The 23465-nt window shown below is 58.0% G+C and carries 26 protein-coding genes and 1 other RNA gene; 10 read left to right on the forward strand and 17 right to left on the reverse strand.

Annotated features, from left to right (window positions below; genetic code table 11):
* Positions 1–3: 3 nt before the first annotated feature.
* From mraY to rsmI, 9 genes are all read right to left on the reverse strand, one after another.
* On the reverse strand, positions 4–1086 hold the full coding sequence (mraY, locus tag G5168_RS12720; protein WP_005341701.1) for a phospho-N-acetylmuramoyl-pentapeptide-transferase: 1083 nt from the start codon (positions 1084–1086) through the stop codon (positions 4–6).
* The gene (locus G5168_RS12725; protein WP_421252300.1) at positions 1080–2435 is read right to left on the reverse strand and encodes a UDP-N-acetylmuramoyl-tripeptide--D-alanyl-D-alanine ligase; all 1356 of its coding nucleotides are present in this window, start codon (positions 2433–2435) and stop codon (positions 1080–1082) included. Before G5168_RS12725 ends, mraY begins: the two co-directional genes overlap by 7 nt.
* Positions 2432–3964: a UDP-N-acetylmuramoyl-L-alanyl-D-glutamate--2,6-diaminopimelate ligase gene (gene murE, locus G5168_RS12730; RefSeq protein WP_421231507.1), complete on the reverse strand. Its 1533-nt coding sequence runs from the start codon at positions 3962–3964 to the stop codon at positions 2432–2434. The genes G5168_RS12725 and murE overlap by 4 nt, the downstream gene beginning before the upstream one ends.
* A complete protein-coding gene (locus tag G5168_RS12735; protein WP_216952212.1) occupies positions 3897–5651 on the reverse strand; it encodes a penicillin-binding transpeptidase domain-containing protein in 1755 nt (584 codons plus the stop codon). Before G5168_RS12735 ends, murE begins: the two co-directional genes overlap by 68 nt.
* A complete protein-coding gene (gene ftsL, locus G5168_RS12740; RefSeq protein WP_216952213.1) occupies positions 5648–5962 on the reverse strand; it encodes a cell division protein FtsL in 315 nt (104 codons plus the stop codon). Before ftsL ends, G5168_RS12735 begins: the two co-directional genes overlap by 4 nt.
* A gap of 3 nt (positions 5963–5965) precedes the next feature.
* Entirely contained in the window at positions 5966–6904 is a 939-nt protein-coding gene (gene rsmH, locus G5168_RS12745; RefSeq protein WP_421252301.1) for a 16S rRNA (cytosine(1402)-N(4))-methyltransferase RsmH, read from the reverse strand.
* On the reverse strand, positions 6905–7363 hold the full coding sequence (mraZ, locus tag G5168_RS12750; RefSeq protein ID WP_013723406.1) for a division/cell wall cluster transcriptional repressor MraZ: 459 nt from the start codon (positions 7361–7363) through the stop codon (positions 6905–6907).
* A gap of 442 nt (positions 7364–7805) precedes the next feature.
* Positions 7806–8192, reverse strand: an RNA gene (rnpB, locus tag G5168_RS12755) — RNase P RNA component class A.
* A 155-nt stretch (positions 8193–8347) separates the two neighbouring features.
* Positions 8348–9181 (reverse strand): 16S rRNA (cytidine(1402)-2'-O)-methyltransferase, encoded by an 834-nt coding sequence (rsmI, locus tag G5168_RS12760; RefSeq protein ID WP_047438714.1) that lies wholly within the window; start codon positions 9179–9181, stop codon positions 8348–8350.
* 199 nt (positions 9182–9380) lie between these two features.
* Here rsmI and G5168_RS12765 point away from each other — a divergent pair, with 199 nt between their 5' ends.
* From G5168_RS12765 to dolP, 4 genes are read left to right on the forward strand one after another with little or no spacing between them, the layout of a single operon-like run.
* On the forward strand, positions 9381–11168 hold the full coding sequence (locus G5168_RS12765) for a penicillin-binding protein activator (RefSeq protein WP_421231508.1): 1788 nt from the start codon (positions 9381–9383) through the stop codon (positions 11166–11168).
* Complete coding sequence (locus G5168_RS12770; RefSeq protein ID WP_322112865.1) at positions 11110–11481, forward strand: YraN family protein; 372 nt, start codon at positions 11110–11112, stop codon at positions 11479–11481. Before G5168_RS12765 ends, G5168_RS12770 begins: the two co-directional genes overlap by 59 nt.
* 9 nt (positions 11482–11490) lie before the next feature.
* Positions 11491–12081 carry a D-sedoheptulose-7-phosphate isomerase gene (locus tag G5168_RS12775; RefSeq protein ID WP_005341724.1) on the forward strand — a complete coding sequence of 197 codons (591 nt, stop codon included), beginning with the start codon at positions 11491–11493 and terminating at the stop codon, positions 12079–12081.
* Positions 12082–12085: 4 nt separating this feature from the next.
* Positions 12086–12664, forward strand: coding sequence for a division/outer membrane stress-associated lipid-binding lipoprotein (gene dolP, locus G5168_RS12780; protein ID WP_227341815.1), 579 nt, complete (start codon positions 12086–12088; stop codon positions 12662–12664).
* 42 nt (positions 12665–12706) lie between these two features.
* On the opposite strand, the gene G5168_RS12785 is transcribed toward dolP, so the two are convergent.
* The 8 genes from G5168_RS12785 to zapE form a co-directional block, all read right to left on the reverse strand.
* Positions 12707–13132 (reverse strand): ClpXP protease specificity-enhancing factor, encoded by a 426-nt coding sequence (locus tag G5168_RS12785; protein WP_041234002.1) that lies wholly within the window; start codon positions 13130–13132, stop codon positions 12707–12709.
* On the reverse strand, positions 13129–13758 hold the full coding sequence (gene sspA / locus G5168_RS12790) for a stringent starvation protein SspA (RefSeq protein ID WP_005336279.1): 630 nt from the start codon (positions 13756–13758) through the stop codon (positions 13129–13131). The genes G5168_RS12785 and sspA overlap by 4 nt, the downstream gene beginning before the upstream one ends.
* Positions 13759–13845: 87 nt before the next feature.
* On the reverse strand, positions 13846–14580 hold the full coding sequence (locus G5168_RS12795; protein ID WP_201938939.1) for a cytochrome c1: 735 nt from the start codon (positions 14578–14580) through the stop codon (positions 13846–13848).
* A complete protein-coding gene (locus G5168_RS12800; RefSeq protein ID WP_005341735.1) occupies positions 14577–15794 on the reverse strand; it encodes a cytochrome b in 1218 nt (405 codons plus the stop codon). The genes G5168_RS12795 and G5168_RS12800 overlap by 4 nt, the downstream gene beginning before the upstream one ends.
* A 2-nt stretch (positions 15795–15796) precedes the next feature.
* Entirely contained in the window at positions 15797–16387 is a 591-nt protein-coding gene (gene petA / locus G5168_RS12805; RefSeq protein WP_216952217.1) for a ubiquinol-cytochrome c reductase iron-sulfur subunit, read from the reverse strand.
* A 295-nt stretch (positions 16388–16682) separates the two neighbouring features.
* Positions 16683–17075 carry a 30S ribosomal protein S9 gene (gene rpsI / locus G5168_RS12810; RefSeq protein WP_005336286.1) on the reverse strand — a complete coding sequence of 131 codons (393 nt, stop codon included), beginning with the start codon at positions 17073–17075 and terminating at the stop codon, positions 16683–16685.
* A gap of 15 nt (positions 17076–17090) precedes the next feature.
* Complete coding sequence (rplM, locus tag G5168_RS12815) at positions 17091–17519, reverse strand: 50S ribosomal protein L13 (protein WP_005341737.1); 429 nt, start codon at positions 17517–17519, stop codon at positions 17091–17093.
* A gap of 266 nt (positions 17520–17785) precedes the next feature.
* Positions 17786–18880, reverse strand: a complete 1095-nt coding sequence (gene zapE / locus G5168_RS12820; protein ID WP_421252302.1) for a cell division protein ZapE — start codon at positions 18878–18880, stop codon at positions 17786–17788.
* Between the two features lie 140 nt (positions 18881–19020).
* Between zapE and G5168_RS12825 the strand changes: the two genes are divergently transcribed.
* The 6 genes from G5168_RS12825 (at position 19021) to G5168_RS12850 (ending at position 23431) form a co-directional block, all read left to right on the forward strand.
* A complete protein-coding gene (locus tag G5168_RS12825; protein WP_005356646.1) occupies positions 19021–19401 on the forward strand; it encodes a YhcB family protein in 381 nt (126 codons plus the stop codon).
* 81 nt (positions 19402–19482) lie between these two features.
* Entirely contained in the window at positions 19483–20844 is a 1362-nt protein-coding gene (locus tag G5168_RS12830; RefSeq protein ID WP_005336295.1) for a Do family serine endopeptidase, read from the forward strand.
* 109 nt (positions 20845–20953) lie between these two features.
* Positions 20954–22078, forward strand: coding sequence for an outer membrane-stress sensor serine endopeptidase DegS (gene degS, locus G5168_RS12835; RefSeq protein WP_005336297.1), 1125 nt, complete (start codon positions 20954–20956; stop codon positions 22076–22078).
* A 314-nt stretch (positions 22079–22392) separates the two neighbouring features.
* On the forward strand, positions 22393–22752 hold the full coding sequence (locus G5168_RS12840; protein WP_005355140.1) for a transcriptional regulator: 360 nt from the start codon (positions 22393–22395) through the stop codon (positions 22750–22752).
* Between the two features lie 17 nt (positions 22753–22769).
* Positions 22770–23135, forward strand: coding sequence for an SFCGS family glycine-rich protein (locus tag G5168_RS12845; RefSeq protein ID WP_040068835.1), 366 nt, complete (start codon positions 22770–22772; stop codon positions 23133–23135).
* On the forward strand, positions 23135–23431 hold the full coding sequence (locus tag G5168_RS12850) for a DUF4312 family protein (RefSeq protein WP_421252303.1): 297 nt from the start codon (positions 23135–23137) through the stop codon (positions 23429–23431). The genes G5168_RS12845 and G5168_RS12850 overlap by 1 nt, the downstream gene beginning before the upstream one ends.
* Positions 23432–23465: the final 34 nt, after the last annotated feature.

Raw genomic sequence — 23465 nt, forward strand, 5'->3', positions numbered from 1 at the left:
GCCTTACCTCACCTTCAGGGTGGCAAGACCCAGCAGCACCAGCACGAGGGTGATGATCCAGAAACGCACGATAACGCGCGGCTCCGGCCAGCCCTTCTTCTCGTAGTGGTGATGGATCGGCGCCATGCGGAAGATCCGCACGCCGCGCAGCTTGTAAGACCCCACCTGCAGGATCACCGAGACAGTCTCCATCACGAAGACACCGCCCATGATCACCAGCAGGAACTCCTGGCGTACCAGCACGGCGATGGTGCCGAGCGCGCCGCCCAATGCCAGGGAACCGACGTCCCCCATGAAGACCTGTGCCGGATAGGTGTTGAACCAGAGAAAGCCCAGACCTGCCCCGACGATGGCAGTACAGACGATCACTAGCTCGGAGGTATAGGGAACATAGGGAATATGCAGGTAACTGGCGAAGTTGACGTTGCCGGTTGCCCAGGCGATAAACGCAAAGCCGCCCGCCACCATCACGGTCGGCATGATGGCCAAGCCATCCAGACCATCGGTCAGGTTGACCGCGTTGGAGGTACCAACAATGACGAAATAGGTGAGCAGGATAAACATCAGGCCAAGTTGCGGCATCACATCCTTGAGGAAGGGCACCACCAGCTGGGTCTGACCATCATGGGTGGCCGTGGCGTAGAGGAATACAGCCACTCCCAGCGCAACGGCGGATTGCCAGAAGTACTTCCAGCGGGCGATCAGGCCGTCGGTATTCTTGCGCACCACCTTAAGGTAGTCGTCGGCAAAGCCGATGGCGCCATAGGCACCCAGCACAAACAGCACCAGCCAGACATAGGGGTTGTCGAGGCGGCACCAGAGCAGCACAGACGTGAAAATCGCAGCAATGATCATCAGACCACCCATGGTCGGAGTGCCCCGCTTGCTGAGGTGGGACTCGGGACCATCGTTGCGGATCACCTGACCGAACTTCAGGATCTGCAGGCGACGAATGAGGCGCGGCCCCATCCAGAGCGCAACTCCCAGACCGGTAATGATCGACAGGATGGCGCGAAACGTCAGGTAGGAGAAGACGTTGAAGAAGGTGAAGTGCGGGGTGAGCAGTTCGGCCAGCCAGACTAGCATGTGGCTGACTCCTGATGGCCTTTGACCATCTCGACGATATCTTCCATGCGGGAGCCACGGGCACCCTTGACCAGAATCGAAATTTCCTGATGTGTATTTATCATTTGCGCAAGCACTTCAAACAACGACGCCTTGTTATCGAAATGTCGGCCAGCCGCGGCATCTGCGGTATAGCGACTATGTTCCCCTACTGTCAGCACGGCATCCAGACCGCACTCGCGGGCATGACGGCCAACCCGGGCATGTTGCTCGGCAGACTCCTCACCCAGTTCCCGCATGTCGCCAAACACCAGCACCTTAAAGCCGCTCATGGCGGTCAAGGCATCGATGCCCGCCAGCACGGACTCCACGCTGGCGTTGTAGGTATCATCCACCAGGGTCAGACCGCCCCAGTGCTGAACACAGAAGCGTCCCTTGACCGGAGCCATCTGCTCCAGACCGGCTTTGACCGAGGCCAGAGAAGCACCGAGTGCCAGGGTACCGGCAGCAGCAGCCAGCGCATTGGCCACGTTGTGGCGACCCGGGATCGCCAGAGTCAGGCTCAGCTCACCCTGCGGGGTCACCATCACGAACTCGGCGCAGCCTTGTTCGTTGAGCACAAGGTTGCGCGCGTGGAACGGCTGGCTCTGATCGTCGATGGAGAAGGCGCACTGAATGCCGCGTTCCCGCCACTTCGGCCAGAATTCGTTGTCGGCGTTGACGATGGCCGCGCCGCCCTCGCTCAGCCCCTCAAAAATTTCGCTCTTGGCGTGGAACACACCTTCCAGCGAGCCGAAGCCCTCCAGATGGGCCGCCGCCACGTTGTTGATGATGGCGGCATCGGGTTTGGCCAGCGAGGTAGTCCAGGCGATCTCGCCCGGATGGTTGGCACCCAGCTCCATCACTGCAAACCGGTGTTGCGGCTCGAGGCGCAGCAGGGTGAGCGGCACGCCCACCTCGTTGTTGAAGTTGCCAGCGGTGGCCAGCACTTCCCCTTCGTTGCGCAGGATGGCGGTTGCCATCTCCTTCACCGTGGTCTTGCCGCAGCTGCCGGTAATGGCCAGCACTTTCGGGTTGATGCGCTCGCGTACCAGCTTGCCGAGTCGGCCCAGTCCTTTCAGACTGTCGGTCACCACCAGCTGGGGGATGGCCAGCGGCAGCTCACGCTCGACCAGCAGGGCAGAGGCCCCTGCCTGAACGGCCTGCTCGCAAAAATCGTGGGCATCGAAGCGCTCGCCGCGCAGGGCAACGAACAGGGCACCCGCGCCCAGAGTACGGGTGTCGGTACTGACGACGCTGATCTCGCCATCGTTACCAATCAGACGGGCATCGAGTACCTGAGCCAGCTCGGCAAGCCTGAGGGTCATCATTTGAATGACTCCAATAATGTGTGCAAGGCGGCCGCAACGGTTTCCCGGTCGCTGTAGTGCCGCTTGTCGGTTCCAATGATCTGATAATCCTCGTGACCCTTACCGGCCACCAGGATGATGTCCTGTTTGCTCGCCTGACCGATGGCCAGCGCAATCGCCTTGACCCGGTCGTGCTCCACCTGCACCGCAGCAGGATCGCGAAGACCCGCCACCATGTCGGCCATGATCCGGGCCGGCTCCTCGGTACGGGGATTGTCGTCGGTCAGGATCACGCGATCCGCATACTGCTCGGCCATGGCGGCCATCATGGGGCGCTTGCCGCGATCGCGGTCGCCACCACAACCAACCAGACACCAGAGCTGCCCTGTGCAGTGCACCCGCAGGGCCTGCAATGCCTTCTCCAGAGCGTCCGGGGTGTGGGCGTAATCGACCACCGCCAGCGGCGTATCACCACCGCCAAAGCACTCCATGCGACCGGTTACCGGCTGCAATTTCGGGGCCGTTGCCAGCAGCTCGTGGAAGTCGTAACCGAGCACCAGCATCACGCCCATCGCGGCCAGCACATTGCTGACGTTGAAGCGCCCGAGCAAGGGGGCGGATAATACACCATTCCCCCAGCTGGAGTTAATCTGCGCGCGAAAACCTTGCTGGTGAAAATCGAGCTGCTGCGCCGTTAATTGACGGCCAGAATGGTGTTCAATCGGGCCATTAACGCTAAACGCCACCGCTGCCGGGTATTTTCCGAGCCACTTGGCACCCAACTCGTCATCGCGGTTGATCACCGCATTCGACTCATCGACCAGCTGCAGCAACTGCTCTTTGGCCGCACCATAGGCTTCCATGGTGCCGTGATAATCGAGGTGATCCCGGCTCAGGTTGGTGAAAACGGCAGCGGCAAAAGGCAGTGCGGCAACACGATGCTGCACCAGACCATGGCTGGAGACCTCCATCGCCACCAGATCCGCCTCCTGCGCTTGCAGCGCAGCCAGATTGGCTTGCACCTGCACGGCGCTGCCGGTGGTATTTTCCGCTTCGATCAAATTGCCAAACAGGCCGTTGCCGATGGTCCCCATCACACCCGCCTTGCCACCCAGCAGGGTGCGCCAGTTGGCGACCAGCAGTGCCGTAGTGCTCTTGCCGTTGGTGCCGGTGACCCCGACCAGATCCAATTTTTGGGCTGGCTGATCGTAGAAATAGCCCGCAAGAGCAGAGAGGTGAGCGGGCAGATCCCGCATCCCGATACAGGGAACCGGAGTCGATGGTGGGATAAATTCACCATCCTCCTCAAACACAACAGCGGTCGCTCCCTGAGCCACCGCCTGCTCGATAAACCGTCTGCCATCCACCTGATGACCGCAAATGGCCACGAAGAGCGTGCCGGGCCTGACCCGCCGACTATCCAGCTGGATATCGGTCAGAGTGAGCGCCGGCGCCTGAATACCGAAGGGGCGCAGTAATGCATCAAGTGCGCGGGACAAGAGGAGCCTCCGTACGGGCAAGTTTGGCGGGCACCGCTGTGGGCACCGCATCAGGACGAATATTGAAGAGTTGCAGTACCCCGCCCATGGCCTCTGCAAACGGCGGGGTCGCCACGGCACCGCCATAGTAGGCACTACCTTTTGGCTCGTTAATCACCACCACCATGACGAAACGGGGATTACTGGCAGGGGCAAAACCGGCAAACCAGGCCATGTAATCCTTGCCGTAGCCTCCGGCAACTGCGACCTTGGCGGTACCACTCTTGCCACCGACCCGATAACCCGGAATCTTGGCCTTGGGAATAGCGTTGTCGACTACGTACTCCAGCGCCTGCAGCATGGCGGAGGCGTTGTTGTGATCGATCACCTGCTCACCCTTGGGCGGCGTGGTCACCTTGACGATGGAGATGGGCACTCGCTTGCCCTTGTTGGCCAGGGTGGCGTAGGCGGAAGCCAGTTGCAGCGGGGTAACCCGCAGACCATAACCAAACGAAAGGGTCGCCCGCTCGATATCGGACCAGCGCCGACGCTGAGGCAACATACCACCGCTCTCGCCCATCAGTCCGCTGCCGGTATCCATACCGAAACCGAACATACTGAGGGTGTTGATCATCTCTTGGGCCGGCATCCGCAGGGCAATGCGCGACATGCCGATGTTGGAGGAGTAGCGCAGGATATCGTAAAGGTTGGTCGCCTTGTGAATACTGACGTCCTTGATCTGCTTGGCACCGATAAAGAGCGGACCACCGGGAATGAAATCCTTCCAGCTGGTGACACCCGCCTGCAAGGCACTTAGCAAAATCAGCGGCTTGACTGTGGAGCCCGGCTCGTAGGTATCGGTCACCACCCGGTTGCGTACCCGGAAACTCTGATACTGGCCGCGGTTGTTCGGGTTATAGGAGGGGGTATTGACCATGGCGAGCACTTCGCCGGTCTTGATATCCAGCATCACCATGGAGCCGGACGTTGCCTTGTTCTCGTCGGTTGCTCGCTTGAGCGCCCGATAGGCCAGAGCCTGTACCCGCTGATCGATGCTGAGCTGCAGATCGTTGGCGTTCTTGCCCTCTTTGACGATACCAAGACGCTCGATGACCCTGCCCTGCCGGTCCTTGCGCACCCGCATCTCGCCCGGTGTCGCCGTCAGCCACTCGTTGTAGCTGCGCTCGATCCCCTCGATCCCGTTGCCATCGATGTTGGTTACCCCCACCAGGTGGGCACTGATTTCGCCAGTCGGATAGAAGCGGCGCGACTCGGGACGCAGATAGACACCACCCAGCTTGAGCCCCTTGATGTATTCAGAGACAGCGGGCGTTACCTGACGCTGCAGATAGACGAAGCGCTTGCTGGGGTTGGCGATACGTTGCTTGAGAGTATTGATATCGATTTTGAGGACTGCTGAGAGCGCCATCCAGGCCCGCTCATTGTGGATAGCGCCGGACTCGTGCACCGTCTTGGGATCGGCCCAGACCGCCTCGACCGGAACGGAAACAGCCAGCTGTTCACCATTGCGATCGGTGATCATGCCGCGCACCGCTTGGGTGGAGGTTGTTCGCAGAGAGCGCATGTCCCCCTCCTGACGCAGACGATCCGGATTGATCACCTGGATCCAGGCCAGACGGAGGATCAGCCCGACAAAGGCGATGCCGATGAATACGACCAGCGTGCGGAAGCGCCACGGATAGATAGATGGCGCTTTAACGTTCGCTTTAGCGGTTTTGGCTGTAGCCTTCCGTTTCATGGCAGAGTAATTACCTTCTCGGTGGTCACCAGAGGGCGACCCATTTGCAACTTGTCCATGGCCAGCGTGGCGACCCGGGAGTGTTCCGCCAGAGTGCCCTGCTCCAGCAAGAGGTGGCGCCATTCGATATTGAGGCGATCCTCTTCCGCCATCAGGTCATTCTGTTTGGCGGTGAGGCCACGGGTCATGTTGGTCACCAGGATCACGGCAAACGCGGTCACCAGTACGGCAACCGACAGAAAAATCTGCAGCTTGTGCCGCCAGAGATCGGCAACGATCTCCTTGGCTAGGTGGACACGTACTTCGCTCATCGCTTACTCCGCCAGCCGCTCGGCGACCCGCAGCACCGAGCTGCGCGAACGGGTGTTTTCAGAGACCTCATGATCAGAAGGCTTGAGCGCCTTGCCGACCGACTTCAATTTGCGACCGCCAGCCAGCTGGGCCTCGGTCAAGGGAATGCCGTAGGGCACTTCAGGCCCCTTCTCGTGCTTGCGAATGAAGTGTTTCACCAGCCGGTCTTCCAGCGAGTGGAAGCTGATCACAGACAGACGGCCATGTGGTGCCAGCACGTCCAATGCACCGTTGAGCGCGGTTTCGATCTCGTCCAGCTCGCTGTTGATATAGATGCGGATGGCCTGGAAACTGCGGGTTGCCGCATGCTTGCCCTTCTCCTTGCTCGGATTGACCCGGGCAATCATCTCAGCCAGCTGACGGGTACGCACGTAAGGCTCGGTCACCCGGTCGTGGACGATGGCGCGGGCGATCTTCTTGGCAAAGCGCTCCTCACCGAAGGTCTTCAGCACCCAGGCGATATCATCCACATCGGCCTTGGCAAGCCACTCGGCGGCGCTCTGGCCGGAAGTGGGGTCCATCCGCATATCGAGCGGACCATCTTTCATAAAACTGAATCCGCGCTCGGCATCATCCAGCTGGGGTGAGGAGACCCCCAGATCCAGCAGAAAGCCATCCACCTTGCCAAGCAAACCACGATCGCTCAGATAGCAAGTGATACCGGAGAAGGGGCCATGGACGATCTCGAAGCGGGGATCCTGGATCTTGGCGGCCTCGGCGATCGCCTGGGGATCGCGGTCGATAGCGATCAACCGACCATTGGGGCCAAGATGCTGCAGGATCAGACGAGAATGACCACCACGGCCAAAAGTACCGTCGACATAGACACCGTCCGGCTTGATGGCCAGACCTTCGACGGCTTCGTGCAGCAGCACTGTGATGTGTTCAGCGGCTTGGGTCATTTATAAAGAGAAATCCTGTAGTCGTGGTGAGCTTGCCCAATCGTCCCCGGGCAGACCCAAGATGTCGTCATTGACCTGTTGCTGCCAGCGGGCTTCATCCCACAGCTCGAATTTGTTGAGCTGGCCCACCAACATGATCTTCTTGTCCAGCCCCGCATGGTTACGCAGTGGCTGGCTGAGCAGCAGACGGCCATTGCCATCCAGCTCGCATTCGGTTGCATGACCCAGCAGCAGCCGCTGCAAACGGCGCTCTTGAGGATTCATGCTGGAGAGGGTCTTTAGCTTGCGCTCGACCTCTTCCCACTCGTTCAGGGGATAAAGCAGCAGACAGGGATGGGCAATATCGATGGTGCAGACCAGCTGGCCGTCGCTTTCGTCGCGCAGCCAGTCACGGAATTTGGTCGGAATCGCCAACCGCCCTTTACTGTCCAGGCTGATGGCATGAGCGCCACGCAACAAATTGCTGTCCCTGAAGGTGAATGAGGAGGCTGATTGCCCCTCTAAAAACCACTTTGATCCACTTTTCCCCACCTTGAAGTTTAAGGACGTGCAGGGGGCTTTTCAAGCAAGGAGATGGGGCAGAGGGAACATATTGACGCAGCATTTGCATACCGCAGATTGAGTGGGTTGATTTTCCACAAGTTATTTGGCTTTAGGCTCTGGTGATTAATTGAAATAAGTGAATGAACTGAGAACACACACAATATGCGGGTGCGAACAATCATCCTGGGTTCTATCACCATCTATCGCTGCCATCGTGCCAAATACGAAACTATTCGATTGATTTAAAACATATAATTTCATTCAAAATGACAAGGCCGAAAATATCCTGCCAACGAAGCCATATTTTCTCATGCATAAAAAAGAGCCCCGCGATAAATCGCGGGGCTCTTCGGAATGAGGTCGGAGTCGGCCTGTAAGCCGGGTTCTGTACCGGGTTGCCCCGGGTAGCAATCATTCCTCTAGGCCAGCAATCGCTCGCTGGCTCAAGCAACCTACCCGCCCCCAACGCGGGCCGCGCCAATAGGGGCCTATTTGGTCTTGCTTCGGGTGGAGTTTACCGTGCCACGAACTGTTGCCAGTCGCGCGGTGCGCTCTTACCGCACCCTTTCACCCTTACCTGATCCCTTGCGGGCCATCGGCGGTCTGCTCTCTGTTGCACTGGTCGTAGGCTCGCGCCCCCCAGGCGTTACCTGGCACCCTGCCCTGTGAAGCCCGGACTTTCCTCCCCTCCGCCCGTCTGTCCCGAGGGACACAACGACGAAGCAGCGATTGCCCAGCCAACTCCGAGGCGCGGATTATACCCTTGCGATACGTACGGGGTAAACCGGCAATTCCCGTTTACAGCCATTTATCGCGCTTGGCCCCCGTTTACAGGCTGACTGATTGTCGATACAGGGGATTGCGCAGGTCAAAAAACAGTCTGATGACCTATTGACCGACTCAATAGTGCTCGAGACCGTATTTATAGAGGGCATTCTTCTTCACGCCGTGGATCTCGGCGGTCAGGGCGGCCGCTTTTTTCAGTGGCAGTTCGGTCACCAGCAGACCCAGAGTACGGATCGCCTCGGCGGGCAGATCCTCTTCTTCTTTGGAGGCGCCAGCCACGACCAGCACGATCTCGCCGCGGCAGCGGTTGTCATCCTCACCAAGCCAGGTCAGCATTTCAGAGGCTGGCAGACCGTGGATCGACTCGAAGGTCTTGGTCAGCTCGCGGCACACCACCACCTGACGCTCACCGAGAATGCGAGCAATCGCTTCCACTGTATCCTGCACACGGCGCGGGGATTCGTAGAACACCAGCGAGCGGGTGTCTTCAATAACGGCTTGCAGGCGATCGTCACGCCCCTTGCTCTTGGCGGGCAGGAAGCCCTCAAAGGCAAAGCGATCGGTGGGCAGACCGGCCGCGCTCAGAGCCGTGATGGCAGCACAGGGACCGGGCAGCGGCACCACCTTGACCCCAGCTTCACGACAGCGGGTGACCAAGTGATAACCGGGGTCGCTGATGAGCGGGGTGCCAGCATCGGAGACCAGCGCAACACTCTTGCCCTCTTTGATCCGGCCGATCAGCACATCGGCTTTCTGCTGCTCGTTGTGATCGTGCAGGGCGAAGGTCGGCACCGAGATTTGGTAGTGGCTGAGCAGGATACCGGTATGACGGGTATCTTCGGCTGCCACCAGATCGACACTGCGTAAAATATCCAATGCACGCTGGGTGATGTCCGCCAGATTGCCGATCGGAGTGGGGACTATATACAGGGTTGGGATGTCACTCATGGGATCTCCGAGTGCCCCGACAATTGTGTCGCCATATTGGCCCGTTTACACTATGGGGAACTTCAACACTGGTCGGGGAATGAACTTGAACCGGGTTACAAAGCAGCTAAGTGTATCACGACTCTTCGGCATCATACTCGCGGCAGTACTGCTCGCAGCCTGTGCGTCGGAGCCCAATCAACCGTCAGGGCAGTCAGGCATGCCCTCTGCGTTTTCCAATCTGACCAAGAATGCCCAGTGGTATCTTGAGCAGGTGGACCCCGCCAAGCCGGCCGAAGCCTTTACCTGGCAAATGCTGGCGGCACGCAGCTATCTGGCACTGGGCCAGACCAAACCAGCCTCGGCACTGTTCCAGCAATTGCAGAAGCAGGCCAAGGACCCCGCCCAGAAGGCGCAGTTGCAACTGCTGCAAGCCCATCTGTTGCTGGCGCAAGGCCACGCCAATCAGGCGCTGATCCTGCTGGAAGGCAAACCCGAGGTGCTGCTGGATGCCGATACCCAAAAGGATTGGTATCGCCAGCGCGTAGTGCTGCAACTCGACATCAACAACAAGTTTGGCGCAGCCAAGTCGTTGATTGCACTGGAGCCCTACCTCAATCAGAGCGAGCAGGCGACCAACCATCAGCAAATCTGGTCGTTGCTCAAAAGCATGACCCCCTCCACCCTGCAAGCGCTGGAAGAGGCTCCGGCCCCTGATGTGACCACCGGCTGGTTGCGACTGGCGGCACTGGTCAACGAGTTTGGCGCCCAACCGAACCTGCTGGCCCGCCAGCTGGCAGGCTGGAAGCGCGACTTCCCCAACCATCCAGCCCAGAAGGATATGCCGGCAGGATTGGGCGATCTGGCGGCCACTGCCAGCACCTCGGTGCAACAGATCGCCGTGCTGCTGCCCCTCTCCGGCAATCTGGAGCCGCAGGGCGCCGCCATCCGTAACGGTATGCTGATGTCTTATAAGGAAAATCAGGGGCAATTCACCCTGAACTTCTACGACACCCAGAGCAAGTCGACCGGCGACCTTTATAAGCAGGCGATTCAGGAAGGGGCAGACATGATCATCGGCCCGCTGCTGAAAGACCGGGTCGAGGAGCTGCTAAAGGCAAATCCGACAGTGCCGGTACTGGCGCTCAACGAGCTGGACAAGCCGATCGTCAACGACACCACCTACTACTTCTCCCTCTCTGCCGCCGCAGATGCCGCGCAGGCAGCCCAGTACCTCTACACCCAGGGCTACCGCAAACCGCTGCTGATCGCCGCTCAGGGGCGGATCGGTTACAGCAGTATCAAGGCGTTCGAGCAGAGCTGGGCCACCCTGAGCCAGGATAAGCCGGTGGTTGCCACCTTCGGTGCCCGCAACGAAGTACAGGGGATGGTCAAGAATGCCCTGAGCGGCCGCTCTACCGCCCGTGCTGGCGAAGTAGTGCAACTCTCTGATGCCGCACCGCGCAGCATCGATGCCGTTTATGTGGTGGCCAACAGCCTGGAAACCCGGATGATCAAGCCCTACGTGGATGTCTCGGTCAATCCGATGGGCAGCCTGCCCATCTACACCAGCTCCCGCGGCTACGACAGCGCAGCCACCGAGGTCGCCTCCGAGCTCAACGGCATGCATATCGCCGATATGCCGCTGCTGCTGGGCGGCTACGAGAAACAGCGCGAGCAGATCGCCCTGCTCTGGCCGCAGACCCAGGGTGACCTGCTGCGTCTGTTTGCCATGGGCTACGATGCCGTCAGCCTGGCTGAGAACCTGCAGCAGATGCGCAAGGTGGGTGGCATGCAGCAGGCCGGCATGAGTGGTCAGCTGAGCGTGGATGCCCAGGGCAATATCGTGCGGATGCTGAGCTGGGGTACTTACCAGAACGGCAAACTGGTCGACGAGAACGCCGTTCAGCAACTGGAGGAGCCCTCCAATGAAGGAACTATGGAAACGGATGCGCCAGCAGTTGCCGAGCCTGTTCCCCTCACCAACGAGCAAGGGACAGCACTTTGAACAAGTCGCTGAACGCTGGTTGCAGGCCCAGGGCCTGCAACCGGTAGCTCGCAACTACCGCTGTCGTGGCGGTGAAATAGATCTCATCATGCACCAGGGCCAGACCCTGGTGTTTGTTGAGGTGCGCTACCGGGCCACCGGCAGCCATGGCGGGGCCGCCAGCTCGGTCACCCATAGCAAACAGCGCAAGATCATGCTGGCAGCGCGCCACTATTTGAAGCAACATGCCATCAACGAGGCCAATCAGGCCTGCCGATTCGATGTGATTGCGTTCGAGGGTGACCAGCCAGCCTGGATCCAGAACGCATTTTAAGAGGACCCTATGACTGACCGCATCAAAGAGAACTACACCGAAAGCATCCAGACCAAAATAGCCGCCGCCGAGGCGCTGCCGGATGCCATCCATACTGCAGCCCAGATGATCACCATCTGCCTGCTCAATGGCCACAAGGTGCTGGCATGCGGTAACGGTCCTTCTGCCGCACTGGCGCAACTGTTCATCTCCGAGCTGGTCAACTGCTACGAGACCCAGCGCCCCTCTCTTCCCGGCATGGCTCTGACCCCGGACATGGCGACCATCAGCGCCATCGCCACCGACCATGGTTTTGAAGAGGTCTACGCCAAGCAGATCCGCGCGCTGGGCCAGCCTGGCGACATTCTGGTGGTCATCACCACCACGGGCAACAGCCGAAGCCTGATCAAGGCGGCCGAGGCAGCTCTCTCCCGCGACATGACCATAGTGGTGCTGAGCGGCGGCGACGGTGGCGAAATGGCTGGCTTGCTGGGGCCAAACGATGTGGAGATCCGAGTACCCTCTGCCCGCCGCCCCCGTATTCTTGAGGTCAACCTGTTGACCCTGCACTGTCTGTGTGATCTCATCGACCAGACTCTTTTCCCGCAACAGGAAGATTGAAACCATGAACAAGCAGATACTCATCCTTGGCCTGCTAGCCAGCGCCTTGCTATTGCAGGGCTGTGCTGCCGTGGTGGTTGGCGGAGCAGCTGGTACCGCCAAGGTTTCTGGCGACCGCCGTACCATGAGCGCCCAGTGGGATGACCAGAGCATCGAGCTGAAAGCAGCCAATCTGCTGGCCGACAACAAACCGCTCAGCGCAGCCAGCAAGATCAGCGTCTACAGCAACAATGGCCGCGTGCTGCTGGTCGGTCAGACACCTTCTGACGTTTACAAGCTGGAAGCAGGCAAGATTGTTGGCCGCATCGAGGGGGTCCGCCACGTCTACAACGAGTTACGCCTTGGTCAGCCAGTCAGCCTGACCACACGCAGCAATGACACCTGGCTCACCTCCAAGGTGAAAGCCGACATGTTCGGCACCAAAAACTTCGATAGCGCCAAGGTCAAGGTGGTCACCGAAAACGGCGAAGTATTCCTGATTGGTCTTGTCACCCGTCAGGAGGGAGAGCAGGCGGTCAACATCGCTCGCCACGTTAGCGGTGTGAAGCGAGTCATCAAGGCATTCGAATACGCCCAGAACTGATAATTACGGATATGAAAAACGCAGCCAATTGGCTGCGTTTTTTTATTTGATCACTTTCAGGGTCGGACGACCGCTTGGACGCGGCGGTTCCGGCTCTGGCTCCACCGGTGCTTCGGCCTGCTCCAGCCAGATATCGTAACCAGGCTCGGGGGGGAACAGGGTTCCCACGCCGTTCTCCCTAGCATGGATAGCCAGCACGGCCGCCATCGGGATATAGACCTGTTGGGATACCCCGCCAAAGCGGGCGCTGAAGCTGATTGCCTCATTATCCATGTGAAATTGCATCACGGCACGGGGCGCGATATTCAGCACAATCTGCCCGTCCTGAGCAAACTGCATCGGCACCATCACATGGGGAATGTTGACGTTGACCACCAGATGGGGAGTCAGATCGTTATCCAGCAACCAGTCAAAGAACGCCCGTAACAGGTACGGGCGACTCGGCGTCATTGTCGGTTCCATGCTCATACGCCAGCACGGATCTCGCGTTCGGCTTCGGTCAGGGATGCCTGGAAGGACTCACGCTCGAACAGACGAACCATGTAGGCCTTCAGCTCTTTGGCGCCACGACCGGTCAAGTCGATACCCAGGCTCGGCAGACGCCACAACAACGGAGCCATATAGCAATCTACCAGACCAAACTCTTCGCTCATGAAATAGGGCATTTCACCGAAGATCGGTGCAATGGCGAGCAAGTTGTCACGCAGTTCGTTGCGTGCTGCTTCTGCATCGGTACCGGCCATGATCTTGTCAGCCAGGGAATACCAGTCCAGCTCGATGCGGTGCATCATCAGGCGGCTGTTACCACGCGCAACCGGATAAACAGGCATCAGGGGTGGATGCGGGAAGCGTTCGTCCAGATACTCCATGATGATGCGTGAGGTGTAGAGTGCCAGCTCACGATCAACCAGGGTCGGTACAGAGTTGTACGGGTTCAGCTCGGCCAGCTCATCCGGCAGATTGGCTGGGTCAACCTGACAGATATCCACACTAACACCCTTCTCCGCCAGGACAATACGCACCTGATGGCTGAACATATCGTTGGCACCGGAAAACAGCGTCATTACCGAACGCTTATTGGCAGCTACAGCCATTGAACCCTCCCGTCATAAAAAAGCAGAAACGGCAATGAAGCATCTTGGTCTTCATTGCCGTGCATTATATTACCCGGATCTGGTCGCTTAGTGAACGTCGCGCCAGAATTCCTTCTTCAACAGCACAGTGAAGATGAAGAAGATCACGATGAAACCAAGCACCCAGAAGCCCATGCGTTCACGCTCCTGTTGTACCGGTTCAGCCGAGTAGACCAAGAAGTTTACCAGATCCAGTACCGTCTTATCATACTCTTCGTCATCCATTTCACCGTTGCCGTCAGATTTGATGCTGACAACCTGCTGGGTCTCGACGCCATCGACCATGTGAGTCGCGAACTCGGCACGGGGAGTCCCCTGCAGCGGCTCCAGCACATGGGGCATGCCCACTGACGGGAACACCACGTTATTCACACCAAACGGACGGGTCGGATCCACGTAAAAAGAACGCAGATAAGTGTAAATCCAGTCCGCACCACGTACTCGGGCTACCAGAGTCAGGTCGGGAGGCGGCGCACCAAACCACTTAGCGGCATCCTTCTCGGACATGGCACTCTTCATCAGATCACCCACTTTGGCATCGGTGAAAATGAGGTTCTCCTTCATCAGATCCTCAGGGATCTCCAGATCGGCAGCAACCCGGTTGTAACGTTGGTACTGGGTAGAGTGGCAGCCGGCACAATAATTCATGAAGGTGGCCGCTCCGCGTTGCAGGGATGCCTTGTCACTCAGATCGTAATTGGCCTTGTCCAGTGCAACCGCACCTCCAGCGGCAAACACCAGAGAGGGCAGCAGGGTCAGCACTGCAAATATTATTTTTTTCATTTAAATGTCACCCTCTCCGGCAGCGGCTTGGTGCGTTCGTTTTTGCTGTAGAAGAACAACAGCACGAAGAAACCGAAATAACCCAAGGTACAGATCTGGGCAACCAGCGTCAGAGTCGGCGTCGACGGCAGTACACCCAGCACCCCCAGAATGATGAAGCAGACCACAAACTGGGCGATGTTCAGCTTGTGCAGCTTGCTGCGATAGCGTACTGAACGCACCTTGCAGCGATCCAGCCAGGGCAGCAGGAACAACACCACAATAGAGAGGCCCATCATGATGACGCCAAGCAGCTTGTCAGGTACCGCACGCAGAATCGCGTAGAAGGGGGTGAAGTACCACACAGGCGCGATGTGAGCCGGAGTCTTCAGGCCGTTGGCCACTTCAAAGTTCGGCTTCTCGAGGAAGTAACCCCACATATCCGGCTTGAAGAAGATGATGGCGCAGAAGAAGAACAGGAAGCCGGCCACACCGATCATATCCTTGACGGTGAAGTAAGGGTGGAACGCCACCGCATCCAGCGGCCAGCCGTTCTCGTCCTTGTGCTTCTTGATATCGATGCCATCCGGGTTGTTGGAGCCGACTTCGTGCAGCGCCAGGATATGCATGGCAACCAGCATCACCAAAACCAGCGGCAACGCGATGACGTGCAGCGCGAAGAAGCGGTTCAGGGTCGCACCAGAGATAACGTAGTCACCACGGATCCACAGGGTAAGATCGTCACCGATGACCGGAATGGCACCAAACAGCGAGATGATGACCTGGGCCCCCCAGAATGACATCTGTCCCCAGGGCAGCAAGTAGCCCATAAAGGCTTCCGCCATCAGCACCAGGAAGATCAGCATGCCGAAAATCCACAGCAGCTCGCGCGGCTTCTGGTAAGAGCCGTAAATCATACCTCGGAACATGTGCAGGTAGACCACCACGAAGAAGGCAGAGGCACCGGTAGAGTGCATGTAACGTAGCAGCCAGCCATACTCCACATCCCGCATGATGTACTCGACGGAGGCAAACGCACCTTCCGCAGAGGGGTTGTAGTTCATGGTCAGCCAGATGCCGGTGATGATCTGGTTAACCAGCACCAACATGGCCAGCGAACCGAAGAAATACCAGAAGTTCAGGTTCTTCGGAGCCGGATACTTGGCCATGTGGTCGTTGTACATGGCCGTAAGCGGAAAGCGATCGTCAATCCAGCCCATCAGTTTGCTCAACATGATCAGGCCTCCTTGCCATCGGCACCGACCAGAATGGTGGTGTCGTTAATGAATTGATACGGCGGAATAACCAGGTTCAGTGGTGCAGGCACCCCCTGGAACACACGGCCAGCCATATCGAACTTGGAGCCATGACACGGGCAGAAGAAGCCGGACGCAACCCCCTGCACCTGCTCACCAAAACTGTCAGGCAGATAAGAAGGTGAACACCCGAGATGGGTGCAGATACCGACCGCGACAAAAATTTCGGGCTTGATCGATCTGTACCCGTTATGGGCATAGTCAGGCTGCTGCGGCTCTTCTGATGAGGGATCCCGCAACTTGTCATCATGTGCTGCCAGGGCATCCAGCGTCTGCTTGGTGCGTTTCACCACCCAGACGGGTTTGCCACGCCACTCGACACGGATGAGCTGACCCGGTTCCAACTTACTGATATCGACTTCAACCGGTGCACCGGCTGCTTTGGCCTTGGCACTCGGATTCCATGACTTTATAAACGGCACTGCGGTAAACGCAGCTCCTACCCCACCAACGGCAACCGTTGACCAGGTAAGAAATCTGCGGCGACCGGTATCAACTGGCGCATTGCTCATCCAAAAACTCTCCCATGTGGACTCCGCACATTCTTATAGTGTCCCTGTTCCCCATTTTTCCCGTGACAACAGCGGCGGAAGCTGGATTTACAATTGCCACAGAAAACAGGGGAAATTTTAAAGAAAAGATAACAACTTGACAAGAAAGAGCGGTGAGCAATAAAAACAATAAAGAAACAATTTTTTGTCTTTTGTGACGCGTGGTTAGCATTGATGTCGGTAATATTACTAATAAAAAAAGCCTGGCGGTTGCCAGGCTTTTTTGACACTCGAAAGAGTGAGCACCGAAAGCGAATTAACGCTTGGAGTACTGCGGACGCTTACGAGCTTTGTGCAGACCGACTTTCTTACGCTCAACCTTACGGGCATCGCGAGTAACAAAGCCTGCTTTACGCAGTTCGGAACGCAGGGTTTCATCGTACTGCATCAGAGCACGAGTGATACCGTGGCGGATCGCACCAGCTTGACCGGAGATGCCACCACCGTTAACGGTGATGTACAGATCCAGTTTCTCGGTCATCTCAACCAGTTCCAGCGGCTGACGAACTACCATGCGGGCAGTCGGACGACCGAAGTACTGCTCCAGGGAGCGCTGGTTGATTACGATCTTACCGCTACCCGCTTTGATAAATACGCGAGCAGTGGAGCTTTTGCGACGGCCGGTACCGTAGTATTGATTTTCTGCCATGTTGCCAGTTCCCGATTAGATATCCAGTACTTGAGGTTGCTGAGCAGCGTGAGCGTGCTCGGCGCCTGCGTAAACTTTCAGTTTACGGAACATGGCACGGCCCAGAGGACCTTTCGGCAGCATGCCTTTAACAGCAGCTTCGATTACCATTTCCGGTTTACGCTGAATCAGCTTGTCGAAGCTGATTGACTTGATACCACCCGGGAAACCGGAGTGAGCGTGGTACATTTTGTCGGTAGTTTTCTTACCGGTAACACGTACCTTCTCAGCGTTTACAACGATGATGTAATCACCGGTGTCAACGTGCGGAGTGTATTCAGCTTTGTGCTTACCACGCAGACGAGCAGCGATCTCGGTTGCGATACGACCCAGAGTTTTACCTTCTGCGTCCACAATGTACCAGTCACGTTTTACGGTTTCTGGCTTGGCAACGAAAGTTTTCATTAAGTTAAACCCAATTACCTGTTACAGACCCAATTGTTTATGGGGGCTCTCCCACAAACAACAAACGATGGCCTACCTGTACCCCTTCGAATACAAGTAAAGCTTAAAGTGTTGCTGTCTTATCGACAGCTGTAACGTGGGCCGGGCGATTATAAGTGAAGTTGCCTTAAATATCACCTGCTAATTTCACTGCCATGAAACCAGCAAATGTCGCCCGGCCCTACCTGCCGCAGATGCCCATCCGACTGGCAGGCGCGGTATTGTGACTAAGGAAGGTGCACTCTGGCAAGGTATTCGTGCGATTGCATTTCCTGAAGCCGTGAAAGACAGCGTTTGAATTCGAAATTCAGCAGCCCTTCGCCGTAAAGTTCTGTCATGGGAACCGCCGCCGACATGATGAGTTTGACGTGCCGTTCGTAGAACTCATCGACCATGGCAATGAAGCGGCGAGCCGCGTCATCCGTGCCTGTGCCCATTGGCTGCACATTGGCCAGCAGAACGGTATGGAACAGCCTGGCCAGCTCGATATAGTCGTTCTGGGAGCGGGGAATACAACAAAGTTGCTCAAATTCCATATAGAGCACCCCTTCCCCCATCCCGAGCGACCTCAGCTGACGATGATTGACCTCGAACGTCCCCTCGCAAGCCGTGTGTCCGCCGGTTAATTGCTGAAAATAGTGGTCAAGATTGGCTTTTGCCTGCAAGTCCAGCGGGCAGTGATAAATCTCGGCTTGTTCCAGCGTACGCAGGCGATAGTCGATACCGCCATCCACGTTAAGTACCTCGCAATGGCGCTCGATAAGCTCGATAGCTGGCAGAAAACGGGCTCGCTGCAGCCCGTTGCGATAAAGATCCTGCGGCGGAATATTTGAAGTGGCAACCAGCACGACACCGTGACCAAACAACTCCTGAAACAGCGTGCCCAGCAACATGGCATCGGTGATGTCGGAGACAAAAAATTCGTCGAAACAGATGATGTCTGTCTCACTGGCAAGCTTGCTGGCCACCAGCTTGAGGGGATCGGACTGCCCGTTCAGCCCCTGCAGTTCATCGTGAATGCGGTGCATGAAGCGGTGGAAATGGCTGCGCATCTTGCGCGTCCCAGGCAGGCTGTCGAAAAAAGTATCCATCAGCCAGGTCTTGCCTCGGCCCACTCCGCCCCACATATAGATACCGAGGACGGGCTCCGGCGGCTTGGGCTTTTGCAGCCAACCCAGCAGCCCTCGAGATCTGGTCGGAGTCGGGCGCCGTAGCAAATCCTGATACAGTCGCTCCAGCCTGCTAATGGCCATCCCCTGCGCGGGGTCGGCCACAAAGCCGGGGCGCAGCAGATCCTGCTGGTATTTTTGCTGCGGTGTCATCCTTGAGCGCCTCTCCAAGTCCCTGAATCGAGGACAAAATGGTATCACGGCCTCAGGACGCACGGTATAGTGCCATCAAGGCATGGCGGTTATGACGACCGCATAAACCCACTCTGTTTTAGCTGTAACAAGGAGCATCTATGAGTCTGTTAACTGGGATCCTGCTGGCTGTCGCGGCCTTGATTATCGGTATCGTTCTCGGCCGTTTTTCGGTGCGTAGCCGCGATGCTGGCCGTCTCGAACAGGAACTGAAGAAGGCCCACAAGGAGCTCGAGAGTTATCAGGGCCAGATCAACACCCACTTCGCCGACAGTGCCGCACTGATGGAGCAACTGGCCGAGCAGTATCAGACCCTCTATCGCCACATGGCCGAGCAGAGCAAATTCCTGGCCAAGGCGCAGGAACCGCTGTTCCGCGAGTCATTGGTAGAAGAAGCCCCTGCCAATGTGGCAGAAGAGCCGGGCGTTCCGCCTCGCGACTATGCTGGCGCCTCTTCCGGACTGCTCAAGCAACCAAACTAGTTCCTCGCGGAACTAATTGGCCAGTCCCGTGGTCTGACCTTGACGATTGCAATGCAACTTTTTCTGGGAGCTGTTTTTCATATGCGTAAACCTCTTTCCATGCTCAGTGTGCTAGCCCTCAGTGTCGGTATCGCCATGTCTGCGGCCCCTGCTCAGGCTGCACTGCCTTCCCTGTTAGGTTCAAATCAGGAGATGCCAAGCCTGGCGCCTGTTCTCGAACAGGTCACCCCGGCGGTGGTCAATATCTCGGTTTCTGGCAAAAAAATTACCCGTCAGCGTCTGCCGGAACAGTTCAAGTTCTTCTTCGGCCCCAACATGCCCGATGAACAGGTGAGTGAGCAGCCGTTCCAGGCGCTCGGCTCCGGTGTCATCGTCGATGCCAAGAAGGGTTACGTGATCACCAACGCCCATGTGGTTCACGAGGCGGACGAGATCAAAGTCAATCTGAAGGATGGTCGTGAGTACGCAGCCAAGAAGATCGGTGAAGACAAGCAGTCCGACATCGCCCTGCTGCAAATCAAGGCCGAGGATCTGGTGCAGATCAAGTTCGCCGACTCCGACGAGCTGCGGGTAGGTGACTATGCGCTGGCCATCGGCAACCCGTTTGGTCTGGGCCAGACCGTCACCTCCGGTATTGTCAGTGCGCTGGGTCGCAGCGGCCTCAACATCGAGAATCTGGAGAACTTCATCCAGACCGATGCGGCCATCAACTCCGGTAACTCCGGCGGTGCCCTGCTCAACCTGCGTGGCGAGCTGATCGGTATCAACACCGCGATTCTGGGCCCGAACGGCGGCAACATCGGCATCGGCTTTGCCATCCCTTCCAACATGGTGCGGGACCTGACCGAGCAGATCGTCAAGTACGGTGAAGTGCGTCGCGGCCAGCTGGGTATTACCGGCACCGAGCTTACCTCAGACATAGCCAAAACCTTCGGCTACAACAAGAAGGATGGTGCCTTCGTCAATCAGGTCATGCCTGATTCGGCGGCCGACAAGGCGGGCATCAAGGCCGGCGATATCATCGTCAGCATCGATGGCAAACCGGTTCGCTCCTTCGGTGAGCTGCGCGCCAAGATCGCTACCATGGGCGCTGGCAAGCAGGTCGAACTGGGGCTGATCCGCGATGGCAAGTCGCAAACTGCCAAAGTGACCCTGAAGCAGGCCGATGACAGCGAAGTACGCGCCAGCGCGCTGCATCCGGCACTGGAAGGGGCCAAGCTGAGCACCACTACCGACCCGGTCTCCGGTGTTGCGGTGGCCGACATTGATCCTCGCTCTCCGGCAGCCGCTTCCGGCCTGCAGAAGGGTGACATCATCATCGGGGTCAACCGCCTGCGCATCAACACCCTGGGCGAGCTGACCAAGGCGCTCAAGAACAAGCCTGACGTGCTGGCACTCAACATCCAGCGCGGCGACTCCTCGCTCTATCTGGTGATCCGCTAACACCCGGGTTGTTCGCCACCCCCTCTATCACCCGCGGCCTTCACCGCGGGTGATTTTTATCCATCGATAGTGTTATTCTCTGCGCGCAGCCTGTACGGATGAGAATGACATGAAAATCCCCCCTTTAGTCAGTTACTTGGGCAAGTCTGTCGGTTTCGGATTGACCGTCGCGGCGCTGCTGTTGCTGCTGTTTCCCCATTTTCGCGGTGGTGCCCAACTGCCCGGCATCATCACCAATGCCCGTGAACTGAGTTTCTCCTATGCCGCCCATCGGGCAGGCCCTGCCGTCGTCAACATCTATACCCGCAGCTTTGCCCCCAATCAGGGCAATCAGGGGGAACTGCGCCCGCAAGGGCTGGGTTCTGGCGTCATCATGAATCAGCGCGGCTATGTGCTGACCAACTACCATGTCATCGCCGATGCCGACCAGATCATCGTCGCGTTGCAGGATGGCCGGGTCTTCAGCGCCGAGCTGGTCGGCACCGATCAGCTCACCGACCTCGCCGTGCTCTATATCGAGTCAGACAACCTGCCAGTGATCCCGCAGGATCCGGAGCGACTGCCAGAAGTGGGGGATGTGGTGCTCGCCATCGGCAACCCCTACAACGTCGGTCAGACCATCACCCAGGGCATCATCAGCGCGACCGGCCGTACCGGCCTCTCCAGCATGGGGCCCGACAGCAATGGCCGTCAGGATCTGCTGCAGACCGATGCCGCCATCAACGAGGGCAACTCGGGTGGCGCGCTGGTCAACGGCCGTGGCGATCTGGTGGGTATCAACACTGCCACCTATCACCTCAACGGCAATCAGGAGAGCTACGGCATCAGCTTCGCCATCCCCTACCGGCTGGCCAAACGGATCATGGATGAGCTGATCGCCAACGGCCGGGTGATCCGCGGCTACCTCGGGATCTCCAGCGTCGAGATCAACCCCATAGTCGCGCGGATGATGAACCTCGGCGACCTGCGTGGTCTGGTGGTGGAGAGTCTGGATCCCAACGGCCCGGCGGCCAAAGGTGGTTTGCAGCGAGGGGATGTGCTGCTCAAGATCAACGGAGAGGCCATCAGTGGCGTACGCAGCGCCATGGACAAGATTGTCGAAAGCCGCCCCGGCACCAAGCTGACCATCTCGGTATTCCGCTCCGGCAAGCCGCTGGAAGTGGTGGTCACCATAGAGGAAGATCTGCGCTATCAGCAGAGAACGGCCAGCTCGAGCGCAGCATCGGCCAGCTAGCGTCACTCCTTTTAATGAGAAGGGCGGGAAACCGCCCTTTTCCATATCTGCCCTCTCGGCAACGTCTCTTACCGTGAGATGACTCACAGTTTCCCGCAACGCTTGCCCTGCCCCCGCCCCCCGATTTGTGCGCTACCGATCACAAAAAACCAGCTTCAATAAGCACTCTCCTTACCTTTTTAGTATCCAAACGATCACTTCGGGGCCATTTCCTCAGGAATTTCCGCTTCGAATCGGAAAAACACTGCCTCCTCCACATCGACGCGCAGGCTTAGGGTAACTCCATACCTTCTGCCAGCCTTGGAGAGCAGACATTGCAAACAGAGACTCACGACCAGACCCTGACCCCGAACAGCCCGGAGTTGCTGCGCCAGACCGATCATATCCTCGCGCGCATTTATCCCCTGCTGGCCGAACAGGGCATCATCCCCAACGAGGTGCAACGGCAGATGCTGGCCTCCCATGTCAAAGCCATGGTATGGCGCTCCCACAGTGGCGAGCCCCTGCCGGAGGTTGACCTCAGCCTGTTTGAAGAGATCTCCCCCCTCTCACTGCGTCTCGCCGAACAGGTCGTCAGCTGGCTGGATCAGCTTGCTTATGAGGAGGCACACCTCTTGTCCGTCCATTTTGAAGTCGCCAAAGAAAACGAACTCAGCTCGGTGCAGAACCCGTAACTCAAGGAGAAATCGATATGACAGCCATCAAACTCGTAATCGGAGATCGTCTCGGCAAGGGTCAGAAAGTGGGGGCAGGCGCGGAAGCTGCCGGGGCCAACGTGACCATCATCCCCGGCATGGCCGCTGACATGAAGCTCGGCGACGTGATGAACAAGGAGCAGGCGGATCTCGGCATCTCCTTCTGCGGCAGCGGCGGCGCCGGGGCGATCACCGCCCAGACCAAATACGGCTACAAGTGCCGCTACGGCATGCGCTCTGTTGAAGAGGGCGTCACCGCCATCAACGAAGGGTGCGTGGTGCTAGGCTTCGGTTTCATGGACAAGGAAGAGCTGGGCCAGAAACTGGTCGAAGCCTTCGCCAAGAAACACGGACATGCCTGATGAAAGAGAACTTCACCACCAAGGTCACCGTCAGCGGCAAGGGAACCACCCGTCAGCAGGCATTTGCCTCCGCCCTCAGCCAGGTGCAACCCACACTGCTCAAGGACAATCAGCAGGTACTGCTGCGCATTGAGCCGGTCGATGTACAGGTGCTCAAGGCAGAAGAGTTGGTCCGGGTGGAGAAGTTCCTGTTCTTCTTCCTGCCGCGCCAGCGCCGCGAATACCGCGTCCAGCTGGAGATCAAGGTTCAGGTCACCAGTCTGGATGTAGCCAAGGTGACGTTCACCCAGGTGTGATGCCTGCGCAGGCACAACCCCACAAGAAGGATAC

Source organism: Aeromonas sp. 600724, assembly GCF_049175135.1.
Lineage (GTDB): Bacteria > Pseudomonadota > Gammaproteobacteria > Enterobacterales > Aeromonadaceae > Aeromonas > Aeromonas veronii_A.